General features: G+C 34.9%; 15 protein-coding genes and 1 pseudogene. 15 read left to right on the forward strand and 1 reads right to left on the reverse strand.

Annotated elements, in window-relative coordinates:
* Positions 1–11 precede the first annotated feature (11 nt).
* The 9 genes from moaCB to FPG59_RS17035 all read left to right on the forward strand — a co-directional run bounded on the left by moaCB (position 12) and on the right by FPG59_RS17035 (position 10,340).
* Positions 12–926, forward strand: a complete 915-nt coding sequence (gene moaCB, locus FPG59_RS03040; protein WP_086453149.1) for a bifunctional molybdenum cofactor biosynthesis protein MoaC/MoaB — start codon at positions 12–14, stop codon at positions 924–926.
* On the forward strand, positions 916–1,920 hold the full coding sequence (gene moaA, locus FPG59_RS03045) for a GTP 3',8-cyclase MoaA (RefSeq protein WP_086453150.1): 1,005 nt from the start codon (positions 916–918) through the stop codon (positions 1,918–1,920). Before moaCB ends, moaA begins: the two co-directional genes overlap by 11 nt.
* Positions 1,921–2,290: 370 nt before the next feature.
* Positions 2,291–3,766 (forward strand): nitrate/nitrite transporter, encoded by a 1,476-nt coding sequence (locus tag FPG59_RS03050; RefSeq protein WP_086453151.1) that lies wholly within the window; start codon positions 2,291–2,293, stop codon positions 3,764–3,766.
* An 81-nt stretch (positions 3,767–3,847) separates the two neighbouring features.
* Positions 3,848–5,440, forward strand: a complete 1,593-nt coding sequence (locus tag FPG59_RS03055) for an MFS transporter (RefSeq protein WP_086453152.1) — start codon at positions 3,848–3,850, stop codon at positions 5,438–5,440.
* A 121-nt stretch (positions 5,441–5,561) separates the two neighbouring features.
* Positions 5,562–6,611, forward strand: a complete 1,050-nt coding sequence (locus FPG59_RS03060) for an MFS transporter (protein ID WP_086453153.1) — start codon at positions 5,562–5,564, stop codon at positions 6,609–6,611.
* 78 nt (positions 6,612–6,689) lie between these two features.
* Positions 6,690–8,906, forward strand: a complete 2,217-nt coding sequence (locus FPG59_RS03065) for a molybdopterin oxidoreductase family protein (RefSeq protein ID WP_086453154.1) — start codon at positions 6,690–6,692, stop codon at positions 8,904–8,906.
* Positions 8,907–8,924: 18 nt separating this feature from the next.
* Positions 8,925–9,494 (forward strand): 4Fe-4S dicluster domain-containing protein, encoded by a 570-nt coding sequence (locus FPG59_RS03070; RefSeq protein WP_086453155.1) that lies wholly within the window; start codon positions 8,925–8,927, stop codon positions 9,492–9,494.
* Positions 9,495–9,553: 59 nt separating this feature from the next.
* On the forward strand, positions 9,554–10,066 hold the full coding sequence (locus tag FPG59_RS03075; protein WP_086453156.1) for a Rieske (2Fe-2S) protein: 513 nt from the start codon (positions 9,554–9,556) through the stop codon (positions 10,064–10,066).
* A 28-nt stretch (positions 10,067–10,094) separates the two neighbouring features.
* Positions 10,095–10,340 (forward strand): DUF6755 family protein, encoded by a 246-nt coding sequence (locus FPG59_RS17035; protein ID WP_086453157.1) that lies wholly within the window; start codon positions 10,095–10,097, stop codon positions 10,338–10,340.
* Here FPG59_RS17035 and FPG59_RS03085 read toward each other — a convergent pair.
* Positions 10,335–10,517, reverse strand: a pseudogene (locus tag FPG59_RS03085) (single-stranded DNA-binding protein); the annotation flags it as partial. The gene FPG59_RS17035 and the pseudogene FPG59_RS03085 overlap by 6 nt on opposite strands.
* Positions 10,518–11,316: 799 nt before the next feature.
* Here FPG59_RS03085 and FPG59_RS16405 point away from each other — a divergent pair.
* The 6 genes from FPG59_RS16405 (at position 11,317) to FPG59_RS03110 (ending at position 14,409) form a co-directional block, all read left to right on the forward strand.
* Positions 11,317–11,673 (forward strand): helix-turn-helix domain-containing protein, encoded by a 357-nt coding sequence (locus tag FPG59_RS16405; protein ID WP_176330682.1) that lies wholly within the window; start codon positions 11,317–11,319, stop codon positions 11,671–11,673.
* Positions 11,674–11,695: 22 nt separating this feature from the next.
* Complete coding sequence (locus FPG59_RS03095) at positions 11,696–12,271, forward strand: IS630 family transposase (protein ID WP_176330683.1); 576 nt, start codon at positions 11,696–11,698, stop codon at positions 12,269–12,271.
* A gap of 20 nt (positions 12,272–12,291) precedes the next feature.
* Entirely contained in the window at positions 12,292–12,468 is a 177-nt protein-coding gene (locus FPG59_RS16410) for a hypothetical protein (RefSeq protein WP_217875827.1), read from the forward strand.
* A gap of 256 nt (positions 12,469–12,724) precedes the next feature.
* Positions 12,725–13,393 carry a HEPN/Toprim-associated domain-containing protein gene (locus FPG59_RS03100; protein ID WP_086453160.1) on the forward strand — a complete coding sequence of 223 codons (669 nt, stop codon included), beginning with the start codon at positions 12,725–12,727 and terminating at the stop codon, positions 13,391–13,393.
* Between the two features lie 552 nt (positions 13,394–13,945).
* On the forward strand, positions 13,946–14,170 hold the full coding sequence (locus FPG59_RS03105; RefSeq protein WP_086453161.1) for a hypothetical protein: 225 nt from the start codon (positions 13,946–13,948) through the stop codon (positions 14,168–14,170).
* Entirely contained in the window at positions 14,167–14,409 is a 243-nt protein-coding gene (locus FPG59_RS03110; RefSeq protein WP_086453162.1) for a tyrosine-type recombinase/integrase, read from the forward strand. The genes FPG59_RS03105 and FPG59_RS03110 overlap by 4 nt, the downstream gene beginning before the upstream one ends.
* The last annotated feature ends 258 nt before the right edge of the window (positions 14,410–14,667 follow it).

Raw genomic sequence — 14,667 nt, forward strand, 5'->3', positions numbered from 1 at the left:
AACAATAAAAAATGGTAGATATCACCCATAAAATAATTACCCAGCGCACGGCAACAGCCCAAGCTATTGTTAAACTAGGTTCACTAGAAACTATGCAAGCCATTTTGGATAAAACCGTCCCAAAAGGCGACGTGCTGGAAGTATCCAGAACGGCGGGTTTGTTTGCTGTAAAAAACACCTCAAACGCAATTCCAGACTGTCACCCGATGCCGATAGAATTTACTGGAATCCAGTTTGAATGCTTGGATGATGAGGTTCGAATAGAAGTGACTGTGAAAGCGATTTACAGAACAGGCGTTGAGGTCGAAGCCATGCACGGCGCATCTATCGTGGCATTGACGATGTACGATATGCTCAAACCGATTGATAAGAAGGTGGAAATTTCGACGATAAAACTACTGCACAAAAAAGGAGGGAAATCCGATTATGGTAACAAAGAAGTCCAAAATCTTTCGGTTGCAGTCATGGTGTGTTCGGATAGTGTTTCTAGCGGTAAGAAAGAAGATAAAGCAGGTAAAGTAATTTCGGATAAAATCAAAAACTTAGGATTAGAAGTTTCCAACTATATCATTATTCCGGATGAGGTTTTGGATATTCAGAACACCATCAATACATTATGTTCTCAAAAAACGGATTTAATCATTATTACTGGCGGCACCGGATTGTCAAATAGAGACGTAACTCCCGAAGCCGTAATTCCATTACTCGATCGCCGTATTCCGGGTATCGAAGAAGCGATCCGTTCCTACGGTCAGGATCGTACGCCTTATGCAATGTTATCCAGAAGCGTGGTGGGTTTTAAAGGAAATACATTGATTATGGCTTTACCCGGTTCTACTGCGGGTGCGGGTGAATCTATGGATGCCGTTTTTCCTTCGGTTTTGCATTTATTTAAACTTCTAAACGGTTACAACCATGGAAAATAACATTCAAATTCAGGATTCTCATGGACGCGGACACAGTTATTTGCGCATTTCGATTACAGAGAATTGTAATTTGAGATGCACCTATTGCATGCCAGCCGAAGGGATTTCGCTTACGCCAAAAGCGCATCTGATGACTGCAGATGAAATTATTACCATTGCACAAACTTTTGTCAATTTGGGAGTAAATAAAATTAGACTTACCGGTGGAGAGCCTTTGGTTAGGAAGGATGCCGCAGCCATTATTCAAAGATTGGGAAAACTGGGAGTGGAGCTCACTTTAACAACTAACGGAATTCTGGTGCATGATTTTATAGATACCCTTAAAGAAGCAGGAGTAGCCACACTAAATGTTAGTATAGACAGCCTACAGAAAGAGAAGTTCAATCAGGTAACGCGCAGAAATTATTTCGATAAATTTTGGGAAAATTTGGAATTGCTTGACACCAATGGGTTTCAGTTGAAATTGAATGTAGTGGTGATAAAAGGGTTCAATGATAATGAAATAGTCGACTTTATTGAATTGACCAAAGAACGCAACATTCAAATCCGATTTATTGAATTTATGCCTTTTGACGGTAACCAATGGAACAAAGATAAACTGGTGTCTTATGCCGAAATCCTTAGCCAAGTCAATTATAATTATTCTGTTGAAAAAGTAGAACGAATGATTGACAAGCCAAATGACACTGCCAAAAACCATAAAATAGTTTCTTACAAAGGAAGTTTCTCAGTGATTAGTTCCGTGACAAATCCTTTTTGTAGCTCGTGTAACCGCATTCGTCTCACGGCCGATGGTAAACTAAAAAACTGTCTTTTCTCAAATACCGAAACTTCTCTGCTCGACACTTTAAGAGCCGGAGGAGATATTGTACCACTGATTTACCAAAACATAAAATCAAAATTTGCGATGAGGGGTGGGATGGATGATGACGCCAAATTTCAAAATCCAAAATTGTTTTCACAGAACAGGAGCATGATTAAAATTGGAGGTTGATTTTTCCCATAAAATGAACAAGTTGTTTTGATTAGCTTATAAAGTAATTTTTTGTTTTCTTATTATTTACTCCCACTATATTCGATTTTTTAATCTGTTTTAATTTTGAAAGTACCTTTTACCTGCTTTACTATTATTTAATGAAAAACATTTTTTTTCAACATACAGCTTTTTATCCTCTAAAAGACTTTTTTTCTCAGAGCAATCAAAAAGACGTAATTGTTTTGTTATTAATTATTTGTGTGTAAATTTGGGTTAAACAAAAAAAATAAACAGGATAAAATGCTCCTTTTTATGGACTGACTGACAAATATCATATTATTGGTTGTGGCAACAGATTAATTTTACATCATTATCAAATGGATTTTATATGAGTAGTTTATCGCAATCCCACAAAATTTTATTTCTGAACACATTAGCCTTTTCCATCTGTTTTGCCTGCTGGACTTTAAATGGTGTTTTGGTTACATTTTTGGTTGACAAAGGCATATTCAATTGGAGCGTGGTAGAAGTGGGCTGGTTACTGGGAATTCCAATCTTATCTGGAGCTATCTTTCGTTTGCCAATTGGTATTTTGACTGATAAATACGGAGGTAAAATTATATTCTCTGTCTTGTTATTTCTTTGCTCCATTCCGTTGTTTTTACTTCCTTTTGCAGATACATTTTGGAGTTTTGCTGTATTGAGCTTTCTATTTGGATTAGTAGGAACCAGTTTTGCCGTTGGTATCGGATACACTTCGGTTTGGTACCCCCAAAATTGGCAAGGAAGAGCTTTAGGAATTTTCGGAATGGGAAATGCAGGTGCTGCCATCACTACTTTTATGGCACCAACTTTATTAAATAGATTTTCTGAAAGTGATCCCATAAATGGATGGAAAATGTTACCCATAACATATGCTTCTGTATTAGTGAGTATTGGGATACTCTTTATCATATTCGCAAAAAATAAAAAACCAGCAGGTGATTCTAAAAATATTAAAACACTCTTAACACCATTAAAATCAGCTAGGGTTTGGCGTTTTGGAGCCTATTACTTTTTAGTATTTGGTTGTTTTGTAGCGTATTCTCAATGGTTATTGCCTAATTTTATGAATGTTTACCAAACGTCTCTTGTAATGGGAGGAATGTTTGCCACCATGTTTAGTTTACCATCAGGAATCATCAGGGCTTTTGGGGGATATTTATCTGACAAGTTTGGAGCTAGAAAAGTGATGTACTGGGTTTTGGGTTCGTCTATTGCAATCAGTTTTTTATTGATGTTCCCTAAAATGGAAATTACTACAGCAGGTCCGGGCGTTTTGGCATCCGAAAGCGGAGTTATTACGGCAGTGTCTCCATCTCAAATTAGTATAAATGAAAAAGTGCAAAAAGTAAATTCAAAAACTATATCATTTGAGAGCGAAGAAGCAATTTTACCCGTAAAAACTTCTTGGCAAGAAATTGTGGTCAAACAAAATCAAGAGGTAAAAAAGAAAGAGCTTTTAGCCAAAGGAATTACCCAGATTAAATTTAGTGCTAATATGTGGGTTTATGTCATACTGGTTATTCTTATAGGAATATCGTGGGGAATTGGTAAAGCGGCAGTATTCAAACACATTCCTGAATATTTTCCTAATGAAGTAGGAGTAGTGGGAGGAATGGTTGGTTTAATAGGAGGTTTGGGCGGTTTTATTGGGCCAATAATTTTTGGATACCTTCTTAATTTCACAGGTTTGTGGACAAGTTCATGGATTTTTATTTTTATCATTTCTATCGTTTGTTTATTATGGATGCATAGAACGATTATCAATATCATGAGAACTAAAATGCCTAACTTCACAAGAGGAATCGAGCACAATCATTAGAAATTGCGCTATAAATTACTATATCAAGAGCATTTACAACGTCATTCATAAATTACAATATCAATTTAAATAAAAGAGAACATGAAAACTTGGCTAGACAAATGGGAACCGGAAGATGAAAAATTCTGGAATGAAGCGGGGAGTAAAATCGCTTGGAAAACGCTGACAATAACAACTTTGTCACTGATTTTGTCATTTGCCTCATGGTTTATGATGAGTGTGATTGCAGTTAAATTGCCAGGGCTTGGTTTCTCTTTTTCAAAAGATCAACTATTTTGGTTGGTTGCAATACCTGGTTTAGCAGCAGGAATTTTAAGAATTATTCACACCTTTATATTACCTATATTCGGGACTAGGCATGTAGTTACTTTCGCTACTTTTATTAAATTGATTCCCGTAATTGGAATCGGATTTGCGGTAATGGATGTCAATACACCATTCTGGATTTTTGCTGTATTAGCTTTTACTTGTGGTTTTGGTGGAGGAGATTTTTCTTCCTATATGCCAAGTACAAGTTTGTTTTTTCCTAAAAGATTAAAAGGAACTGCTCTAGGAATACAGGCGGGTATTGGGAATTTTGGAGTTTCGTTGGCACAGTTTATTACTCCACTTATCCTTAGTGTTAGTATTTACGGTGCGGCATCGGTATTTACAAGTATAGATGCAAAAGAAACGTTAGCTGTTTTTAAAAGTTCAAGTATTGAAAAACAAAAAGAAGTTTTCGCGGCTTTAGACACCGAAGTGCAAACTAAAATTTTATCTAATGTTAAGAAACCCATATTAGATTCAGTTACAGCCGCAATTAATTCTAAGGATAATGCGGTTATTTTTGCCTCCCTGCCTTTAAAAGTAAAATCGAAAGCGATTGCTAATGCCAATCCAAAACTGGCCGAGAAAATATTAAACAAAATTAGTCCAGAAAATGCTGCGGTAAAAAATAAGGAAGTGTACATTCAATCGGCTGCTTTTTGGTACATACCTTTCCTTTTGATATTGTCAGTCATCAGTTGGTTTTACCTAAAAAGTATTCCGATGAAAGCGTCTATAAAAGAACAATTGGATATTTTTAGCAATAAACATACTTGGTATTGTACGATTACTTATGTAATGACTTTTGGAACCTTTGCAGGTTTGTCTGCTGCTTTTCCGCTGATGATTAAATTTTTATATGGTGATTTTCCAGATGCTCCGGATCCTTTGGTATATGCTTTTTACGGACCACTTATAGGTTCTGCCAGCAGAATTATTTTTGGTTTTGTTGCTGATAAAGTGGGAGGGGCAATCTTGACAACAATTACAGGTTTGGGGATTTTAGCAGGTGCTATTTTATTAGTTACCCAAGGATTGGTTGCACCAACGAGTATGGAGCAATTCCCGATGTTTGTTGGGATAATATTGGCCATGTTTTTATTTACTGGAATTGGAAATGCGGGTACTTTTAGACAATATCCTATCATTTTTGCCGAAAATCAACGTCAGGCGGCAGGAGTAATTGGTTGGACGGCAGCAATCGCGGCATTTGGACCATTTATTTTTTCAAAATTAATTGGAAATAACATTACTGCTAACGGCGGAGCTAATCAATTCTTTATTGGGTTAATTCTTTTCACTACATTAGCAACAACTATCAATTGGTGGTTTTATAACCGCAAAGGTTGTGAAAAACCAAGTTAGTGTATGAATTCATATTCGTTTTAAAAAAAAAAGAGAATTATTTTATAAACCTACAAGGTTTTAGGGTCTTGTAGGTTTCTTAACAAAACGACTTAGATACCACTTATTAAATTTTAACGAAATGAAAAATAGAACTTTTAATACCAAAGCTTCACTAATAGCTACTGTGCTGTCAATATTTTCTGTTATATTAGTATTCTTAGGCTCTAGAAATTTACAGAATTTTGATGCTGCATTAATTACCTATTTGTTCGGGACAATTTTTGCTTTTTTTGGCATAGTTTACAGATATTCTGTTTGGTTGCAAAGACCTCCTACATGGATTTATTTTAAGAGAGGGATAACGTATTTAGTTACTGGCAAAGTATTTTCTCATTTTTGGTTTGCATCTAAAGAAACTATAGAAAACATTGCCTTTCAAAAATTCATTTATCCAAGAGGAAAATACCGATGGGTAGCCCATTTTATGATTGCGATAGGTTGTACTTCTGCATTTTTAATTACCATTCCTTTGACTTTCGGATGGATACATTTTACGATGGCTCCGAATAGCATATCGCTATATGAAGCTCATTTTTTTGGATTTAAAGTGATGGAGTTTAAACTGGATTCTATTATGGCATTTCTAACTTTTCATGCGTTAAACTGGTCTTCTTATTTGGTTATTCTGGGTTCTTTGTATTATCTGAGAAGACGATTGACGAATCCGGGATTAATTGCCACACAGACATTTGAAGGGGATTTGTTACCGCTTATTTTATTGATTGCAATTTCAGCAACAGGATTAGCGTTAACCTACTCGTATCAGTTCATGAAAGGGTTTGCTTATGATTTCTTAGCGGTAATTCATGCCGTGACAGTAATTATGTTTTTGATTTGGATTCCTTTCGGTAAATTTTTTCATATCATTCAGCGTCCTGCTCAGATTGGTGCACATATTTATAAAAAGGAGGGAATGAAACAGGGAATGGCAGTTTGTAAACATACAGGAGAAGAGTATGCTACAAATATGCACATTAATGATCTTAAGGAAGTGACAAAAGAACTCGGTTTTGACTTCAGCATGGAAGACGGGGGATCTCATTTGGATTTGAGTCCAGAAGGAAAGCGTTCCCGTTTAGCACAAGCCCATTTGAAAGCAAGAGTAGCAGGCGGAAATTTATTTGGATAATTTTAATGGTCAGTATTCATGATCAGTATATAGTTAGCAGATAAAACATAAAAAACTAAGAATAGAAAATATAAAAACATGGCAAAATTACCTGTTTCAGCAGAAAAAATAATTGAAGATTTTGGTCCGCATCTTAATTATAGTCCAAAAGAGGGCTTTGATGGTAGAGACGAGCCGGATGATGTGGTCAAAACCCATTGTTGCTTTTGTGGAATGCAATGCGGAATTCAATTGTTAGTTAAAAGTAATAAAGTGGTTGGTTTTGAACCGTGGATGGAATTTCCTTTTAATGAAGGGCGTCTTTGTCCAAAAGGAGTACAACGTTATTTGCAAAACAACCATCCTGACCGTTTATTGGGACCTATAAAAAGGGTGGAAGGAAAAGGTTTTGAGTCTACTTCTTGGGATGAAGCCATGGATAAAACTGTTTCGGAAATTAAACGCATTCAGGAAAAATACGGTAAAGATGCTTTTTCGATACTTTCGGGGGTTTCATTGACTAACGAAAAAAGTTACCTCATGGGAAAATTTGCCCGTGTAGCCGTAAAAACAAAAAACTTGGATTACAACGGTCGTTTGTGTATGGTAAGCGCTGGTGCTGGTAACAAAAAGGCATTTGGATTAGATCGAGCTTCTAATAATTATTCGGATTTAGAATATGCTGAAGTAATTATTGTGGCTGGGGCCAATATTAGTGAAACTTTCCCAACATTGACACATTGGATTTGGAAAGCAAGAGACCGTGGTGCCAAAATAATTGTAATAGATCCAAGAATGATTCCACTTGCCAGAACAGCAGATGTTCATTTGGATGTAAAACCCGGAACCGATTCTGCACTTTACGGAGCTATGTTGAAATATCTAGTGGATCACGACATGTTAGATCATGATTTTATAGATAATTATACTTCAGGATTTGATGTCACTTTAGACTCAGTTAAGGATTATACTTTAGAATGGGCAGAAGAAATCACTGGCATTAAAAAAGAAAAAATAAAGGAAGCCGCTGAGTTATGGGGTAAAGCCAAAACGAGTTTCTTGCTTCATGCTCGTGGAATTGAACATCATTCTAAAGGTGTAGATAATGTTTTGGGTTGTATTAATTTAGTTTTGGCAACAGGACGAATTGGTAAGCCATATTGTGGATATGGGACGATTACCGGTCAGGGAAATGGTCAGGGAGGAAGAGAGCACGGTCATAAATGCGACCAGTTACCCGGAAACCGAGATATTGAAAACCCGGAACATCGTAAATATATTGCGGACGTTTGGGGAATTGATGAAAAGGACATGCCTGGAAAAGGACTTTCGGCTTATGAAATTATTGAGGCCATTCACCGAGGCGAAATTAAAGGACTATTGTCTATTTGTTTCAATCCTTTGGTGTCATTACCAAACAGTAACTATGTTAGGGAAGCACTGGAAAAACTGGAATTTTATGTGTGTATCGATTTTTTTCTAAATGAAACAGCACGCCATGCCGATATTATTCTGGCGGGTTCTTTGCAAGAAGAAGAAGAAGGAACAACTACATCAGCAGAAGGTAGAGTAATTCGAATTCGTCAGGCGGTAACCCCTCCGGGAGATGCTAGAACTGATACTTCCATTATCTTAGAATTGGCGAAGCGTTTAGGTGAAGAAGATAAATTTACTTACGATTCCAGCGAGGCAATTTTTAATGAACTACGTGTTGCTTCAAAGGGAGGAACAGCGGATTATAACGGAATTACCTATAAAAGAATTGAAGATAACATGGGGATTTTTTGGCCATGTCCAACAGAAGACCATCCGGGGACTCCTCGTTTATGGGAAGATAAAAAGTTCAAAACTCCTGATGGAAAAGCCCATTTTAATCCAGCTCCCTACAAACTTCCAGGTGAAGTAATCGATGCGGATTATCCTGTGATTTTAACTACGGGACGTGTCGTTTCCCAATATTTAAGCGGAACCCAAACTCGTAGAATTGGTAAATTGGTAGATCAGTTTCCGGAACCATTATTGGAGATTCATCCTACTTTGGCCAAGCAATATGGTATTCAACAAAGAGAATTAATAAAGGTTTCTACTCGAAGAGGGGAAGGAATTTTTCCTGCCAATATCGTAGAAACTATTAGAGAAGATACTGTTTTTATTCCCTACCATTGGTCTGGAAAAAAATCAGCAAACCTACTAACACCCGGTACATTAGACCCGATATCAAAAATACCGGAATTCAAGGTATGCGCCTGTCATTTGGAACCTATGAAAGAAATAGCTCCTCCATCTAAAGAATCTAAGGCGTATGCCAGTGTTTAATCTATAAAAAGCTAAAATATGAACTATACCAGTTTTAATACAAACGAAGAGTTTTTTGTAGATATGCAACGTTGCATTGGCTGTAAAGCTTGTGAGATGGCTTGCGCCGAATGCGAGACCAACGGTCAGGACTCGATGATTCATGTCAATTATGTGGATCGTGCTTCAACTGTTCAAACTACAGTTCAGGTATGTATGCACTGTGAAGATCCAGTTTGTGCCAGTGTTTGTCCTGCTGATGCAATATCAAAAGACGAATTCGGAATTGTACATACCGCCAATACTGAAAGATGCATCGGTTGTTCAAATTGTGTGATTGCTTGTCCTTTTGGTGTACCAAAGAAAATTGAAGAATATGATTTGATGATGAAGTGTACGATGTGTTATGACAGAACGAGCGTTGGGAAAAAACCAATGTGTTCTACGGTTTGTCCAAGTGGTGCGTTGTTCTACGGTACAAAAGCAGAAATCGAAGAAATGCGTCCTAATAGTACTCCCGTGAATACCTTTGTTTTCGGAAAAGAAATTGTAAACACCAAAGTGAATATCATGATGCCAAAAGGCAGTACTGAGTTGATAATATATTAGTCGTGAAAAGTGAATAGTTATTAGAAGAACTTGAAACATGAAACTTTAAACTTTAAAAAATGTCAAAAGAAGATAATTTAGATAAAAACTGGAAAAAAGACTTTCCAATTTTAAAACAAGAAGCCACACAAGTAAGTCGTCGTGATTTTGCGAAGTTCTTAACGCTAGTTTCTGGAGGATTAATGGTTGGTAGCGGTTTGGTTGCTGCTAAAGCTTATTTATTACCTAAAGAAGAAGTCGCTGGAGAGCATTTTGTTTGCAAGCTAAACGAAGTTCCGGTAGGAGGAACACTAGGTTTTGTTATTGAAGGAAGTACCGTTCCTTACATTTTGATTCATCTTGAAAATGGTGAATATAAGGCTTACGAACAAAAATGTACACATCTTTCTTGTTCCGTTTTTTACAAACCGGGAACTGGTATTATTCATTGCCCCTGTCATGAAGGCTCTTTTGATGCTATGACTGGCGATGTAATTGCAGGTCCGCCGCCAAGAGCTTTACCTAAACTAGATGTTTTTTTCAAAGACAATGATATTTACGTAAAAGCATCCGAAGAAAAAGTGTTTAGTTAAAAACCAAGAATAATCAAATTCAATTGTTATGAGTAATTTTAGAACAAGCCAAAACAAAGCTAATCCAAACAAACTAAACAATATCCTATCAACGCTGATATTCATTTTAATTTTAAATGTGACTATTCAGATTTGGTTGTTGTATGCCTCTTTGAATAATGCTTTAGATAATAATAGAGAAATTCTCATCCCCGCATTTATTGCCTCCTTGATTTTATTTTTGATAGGTTTCAGTTGGCTTTATTATTTGCCAAAAGGGAATTATAAAAAGTAGTATTGCTATTGTAGCACTAAGCCAATAGGCGCAGTCGAAATACGTTGTCTGCTCGATGCGCTCGCCCGCTTTGTTTTTGTAGCTGTCGTTGATGGCTACCGAAAAGTTTACTACTGTTTTGCTGTTTGACACGTTGCGTACCTGTGCATCCACTGTCACTCTTCCTGTGATGTTCATAATTCCTGCGATTTTTAGTGATTAATTTTTTTTGAAATTTTATTCGGCAATGAGAGGAGGTGCTGTTTTGTTTCATCAAATCCATTTTTAATATTTTACTTTTCATTGCTGACATTTTTTTTATTCGTCTAAAGAGCCGGAGTATGCTATGTTTCGTTTCGGGAGCATAAAAAGGTTAGTGTCTAGCAGTAGCAAGGCTTTGACAAAAAATACAACCCGGATGGGTGGAGATTTTTTGTCAAACCTGAAAGGCCTGGCCTTGCTATTGCGTTAAGGACACGGAAATACCTTTGCTGCTGAAATGAGACAAAAGCATACTGGTTTCTTGATAAAAAAAATTAAGGGAAGCAATAAGGTTTATAGTAGACAAATTCAGGTGTGATTAAATAACAAACCTGACTTATTAAAATAGAGTTAAATCTTACAGAGACATTTAGGTCTACTGTATTATTTTGATAATTATCGTAGCATCATTTTTGAAAACTGGCATTTCCCCTTAACTGCTATCATTACCAATAAGTTACCGATTTCAACTCGGGTTTTCAACAGTATACTTGACTTGCCTATTTACAATATGAGTAAAATCATACGCTAAAGGGGGAAAATAAAATATTCTTAAAGTAAAATAAATGTTTATAAATAAGAGTAGATTTGCAGAAAAATATGTCTAAAATTCTCTACTTTTAGAGAGACTTAAGTAATTAGAATAAAATAATGTCGTATTTTATGTTTATATGTAATAAAATCTATATATTTATCTCATTATGAGATATGTAACCCTAAAAAAGAAGAGATTGAAGTGTTAGAACACCTTCATCAAAATAGCCCTAATAATACAGTTAGAAAACGTAGCCAGTGCCTTGTTTTATCACATCAAAGACACAAGATTAAAGACTTGGCTTGTATTTTTAAAGTCAGTCGCAGAACTATTGAACGTTGGTTTGATGGTTGGGCTGAAATCGGAGTTGATTCCCTTTCTATATCAGAGGGAAGAGGGGCAAAAACCCTTTTAAAAGACTATTCTGAAGAGGTTTCCAAGCAATTAGAACTTCACAATAGGAATTTAAAAAATGTATTAATTTACTTTGAGGAACAACATAATATTATCATCTGCAAAAAAACATTGCAGAATTTTTTAAAAGTTACTGGGTTATAAATGGAAAAGAGCTAGACTCTCTTTGAAAGGCAAACGAAACGAAGAACAATTTCGATTTAAACAAGAGCAAATAGAAACACTAAAGAGTTTGGAAGATAGCGGTTATATTGATTTATATTTTGGAGACCAAAGTCATTTTGGACTCAGTCCTAATGTACCATATGCTTGGCAAACAATGGATAATCCAATATTATTACCCGCTGCTAAAGGTAAATATCAGAATGTAGTTGGATTAATGACTCGTAAAAACAAGCTTTATTTCGAGACACTTGAAACAACCTTTAACTCAGATAGAATCATCTCTTTTATGAATCGTTTTGTGGAACAAGCCGTTAAAAAAACGATTGTGATTCTTGACAATTCTCCAATCCATAAATCAAAGAAGTTTATAGCTAAAATAGAACAATGGAAAGAAAAAGATGTTTTGATTTACTTTTTGCCACCCTATTCACCAGAGTTAAATCTGATTGAAATTCTATGGCGAACAATAAAATATCAATGGTTAGATTTTGATGCTTATAAATCATTCGAAAACCTCAAAGAAAAATTAAATTTTGTCCTGACTAATTTTGGAACTAAATACGACATTAAATTTTAACCATTACTTAAATACTTCTAATGACACCCATAAAAAATAAAAAAGTTGAGGGAATAATAGCCGAAATTATTGATCAATATGCTTATGCAGATCAATCAGACAGACCGTGGATAATTGGATTTAGTGGTGGTAAAGATTCAACTGTTTTACTAATGCTTGTTTTTGATAAACTGTTAATGGTACATAGTTATCATTAAAGAAATCCATCATATATTTAGTCTGAGTATTCAATATTATTCGTTTTTTAAATTTAAAAGTACAATTAAATTACCTTTTAACAAATTCCTACAAGTCATATTAATTTGGTATAATTATTTAACCCCAATTACAAGCATTTATTTGGAAAAGAATGGAGCTTTTATATAGTACATTTGTAACTAATCAGACTTGATTAACAGCGTTGTTTTCATATAATGACGTAATGATTTAAATAACGAAAAAAAACAAAAGTCTATGGGAAGTTACTGCTCATTAACCTTAAGCGGTTATGAAATTGATCAATCTAAAAGCTACATTGATACATTCTGGTCATGCCTTTTTAATGAGGATGACAAACGTAGCCGTTCAGTCCCATACAATTTGTACTATACAGAACCAATTACAGATAATGACGAAGTACCAAACTATGAATATGCTGTTAATGCTGAGACATTAAAGCTACGTCTTGAAATTATGGGTTATACTCTTGAAAAGGTTAAAAATGAGTATACAGCTGGCCTGGATAATGCTTTACGACTCAAACAGGAATACAATTCAGAAGTATCCGCTGATTTTACAAATAATGATGAAATGCATCTGCTAAGTTTAAAAAATGGCGGCTTCAATTATTGGTTAATCTTGATTAGATATGTTTTCGAGAATAATATTAGTATTTATAACGAAGATCTTGGAAAGGAAGATGATATTTATCGCTTTATGCTTGAATACAATGATATAGATGAGGATTTACATCTAGGCTATCCTAAAATTGGTATAGGATATTTTTTGAGAGGCGCATTAGAAGCAGTCGATGAGGGGTTCGAACCTATTGGACGAAACCCACGTAAACGCTTACTTATTTTTTCTTTGACAATAAGAGTGCCACGAAAGTGCCACAATTATCATTTCTTCGCAATATCTTAAAAAAAGCTCCTGCATGAAACTTCTTGAGTTTTAAAGAACGTTATAATCCTTATGATTGACAGCAAAATTACTATTTATTCCTGAAATTCTCGCCTTGGAATGGAAACTATTAATAAAATTTTGTTTCATTAAAGAAATTAAAGTGTTTGTTTGAAGGTAATTATCTTTTGCAATATTAAATTTTTGACTTATGCTTCATACTGTTTATTGTCACCAGAAAAAGAGCAAAGCCCTTACAATCCTGTAAAAGCGTTTTTACTACTGGCTCTGCCCGAATAAATACCGAAATTTAGAACAATTTGAATGGCTTTTGAAAAGTGATTACATCCTTAATGTTGTTTGGTATCAATTAGTTTGAAATAGACATCTCAATTCAGGTAATTAACAAACGATGTTCAAATTACTGACTAAAAAAAATCATATCTATAAATCAAATATAAGTTGATGCGGAATAGTTTTTTTGAAATAATTCGTAGTATATTTATCTTAATCTTGAAATTTTCCCAAAAGAACATTTTAAACTCTTACCGTTTGTTATCAAAAATAATCGAAATGCTGAAACAACTCCAATTACAACATGTTTTTTCTTTGATCATTACTGCATTGTTAATGATCCTCTGCATTTATAATTACAATGAGACTTTGGCTTTGAAAAAAAAACTTGTTCGAATAAACAAAGAACTTCATCTGAAACAAGTCACTTTCGAAAGAAGGCAAAAGGTATTTAATGAAAAAATAAAACAGCAGCAGGCAGAAATCGAACGTATGCAAAAGTGATAAATTTATACATTGCCAGACATACTTTTGCGACGACTGTAACCCTTACAAATGGTGTTCCAATAGAAAGCGTGAGTAAAATGTTAGGGCATAAAAACATAAGAACTACTCAGCACTATGCAAAAATATTAGATAAAAAAGTGAGCGAGGATATGGATTTATTAAAATTTAAATTGGGTAATTTTAAGAACATAGACACAAACAAAAACATTTGTGTAGCTAATAAACGAATACAATAATAATATTTGTAAGCACCTTTTTTTTCAATCCCCCTCTAACTTCATAGATCTTCTTTTTACTTTAAATACTATAAAAAATTCCTGTTTTAAATCTGTCAATACTATTCCACCAAATCGATTTAACTCATGACTTCAAACCAATTTACATATATCTCTAGTTAACTTTTATAGCATCCCTACAGCATATTAATGATATAAAACGAAAAACTAAAGTTAAATTCTACTTGTAAACCACACAAAATAGCAAACGACTTAATC

Source organism: Flavobacterium sp. FPG59, assembly GCF_002150205.1.
Classification (GTDB): Bacteria; Bacteroidota; Bacteroidia; order Flavobacteriales; family Flavobacteriaceae; genus Flavobacterium.

Excerpts from the sequence above, each read along its gene's own strand:
- FPG59_RS03070 (WP_086453155.1), top strand. The coding sequence starts at position 8,925 with ATGAACTATACCAGTTTTAATACAAACGAAGAGTTTTTTGTAGATATG.
- FPG59_RS03055 (WP_086453152.1), top strand. The coding sequence starts at position 3,848 with ATGAAAACTTGGCTAGACAAATGGGAACCGGAAGATGAAAAATTCTGG.
- moaCB (WP_086453149.1), top strand. The coding sequence starts at position 12 with ATGGTAGATATCACCCATAAAATAATTACCCAGCGCACGGCAACAGCC.
- FPG59_RS03075 (WP_086453156.1), top strand. The coding sequence starts at position 9,554 with ATGTCAAAAGAAGATAATTTAGATAAAAACTGGAAAAAAGACTTTCCA.
- FPG59_RS03050 (WP_086453151.1), top strand. The coding sequence starts at position 2,291 with ATGAGTAGTTTATCGCAATCCCACAAAATTTTATTTCTGAACACATTA.
- FPG59_RS03105 (WP_086453161.1), top strand. The coding sequence starts at position 13,946 with ATGCTGAAACAACTCCAATTACAACATGTTTTTTCTTTGATCATTACT.
- FPG59_RS17035 (WP_086453157.1), top strand. The coding sequence starts at position 10,095 with ATGAGTAATTTTAGAACAAGCCAAAACAAAGCTAATCCAAACAAACTA.
- FPG59_RS03100 (WP_086453160.1), top strand. The coding sequence starts at position 12,725 with ATGGGAAGTTACTGCTCATTAACCTTAAGCGGTTATGAAATTGATCAA.
- FPG59_RS03065 (WP_086453154.1), top strand. The coding sequence starts at position 6,690 with ATGGCAAAATTACCTGTTTCAGCAGAAAAAATAATTGAAGATTTTGGT.
- FPG59_RS16410 (WP_217875827.1), top strand. The coding sequence starts at position 12,292 with ATGACACCCATAAAAAATAAAAAAGTTGAGGGAATAATAGCCGAAATT.
- moaA (WP_086453150.1), top strand. The coding sequence starts at position 916 with ATGGAAAATAACATTCAAATTCAGGATTCTCATGGACGCGGACACAGT.
- FPG59_RS03060 (WP_086453153.1), top strand. The coding sequence starts at position 5,562 with ATGAAAAATAGAACTTTTAATACCAAAGCTTCACTAATAGCTACTGTG.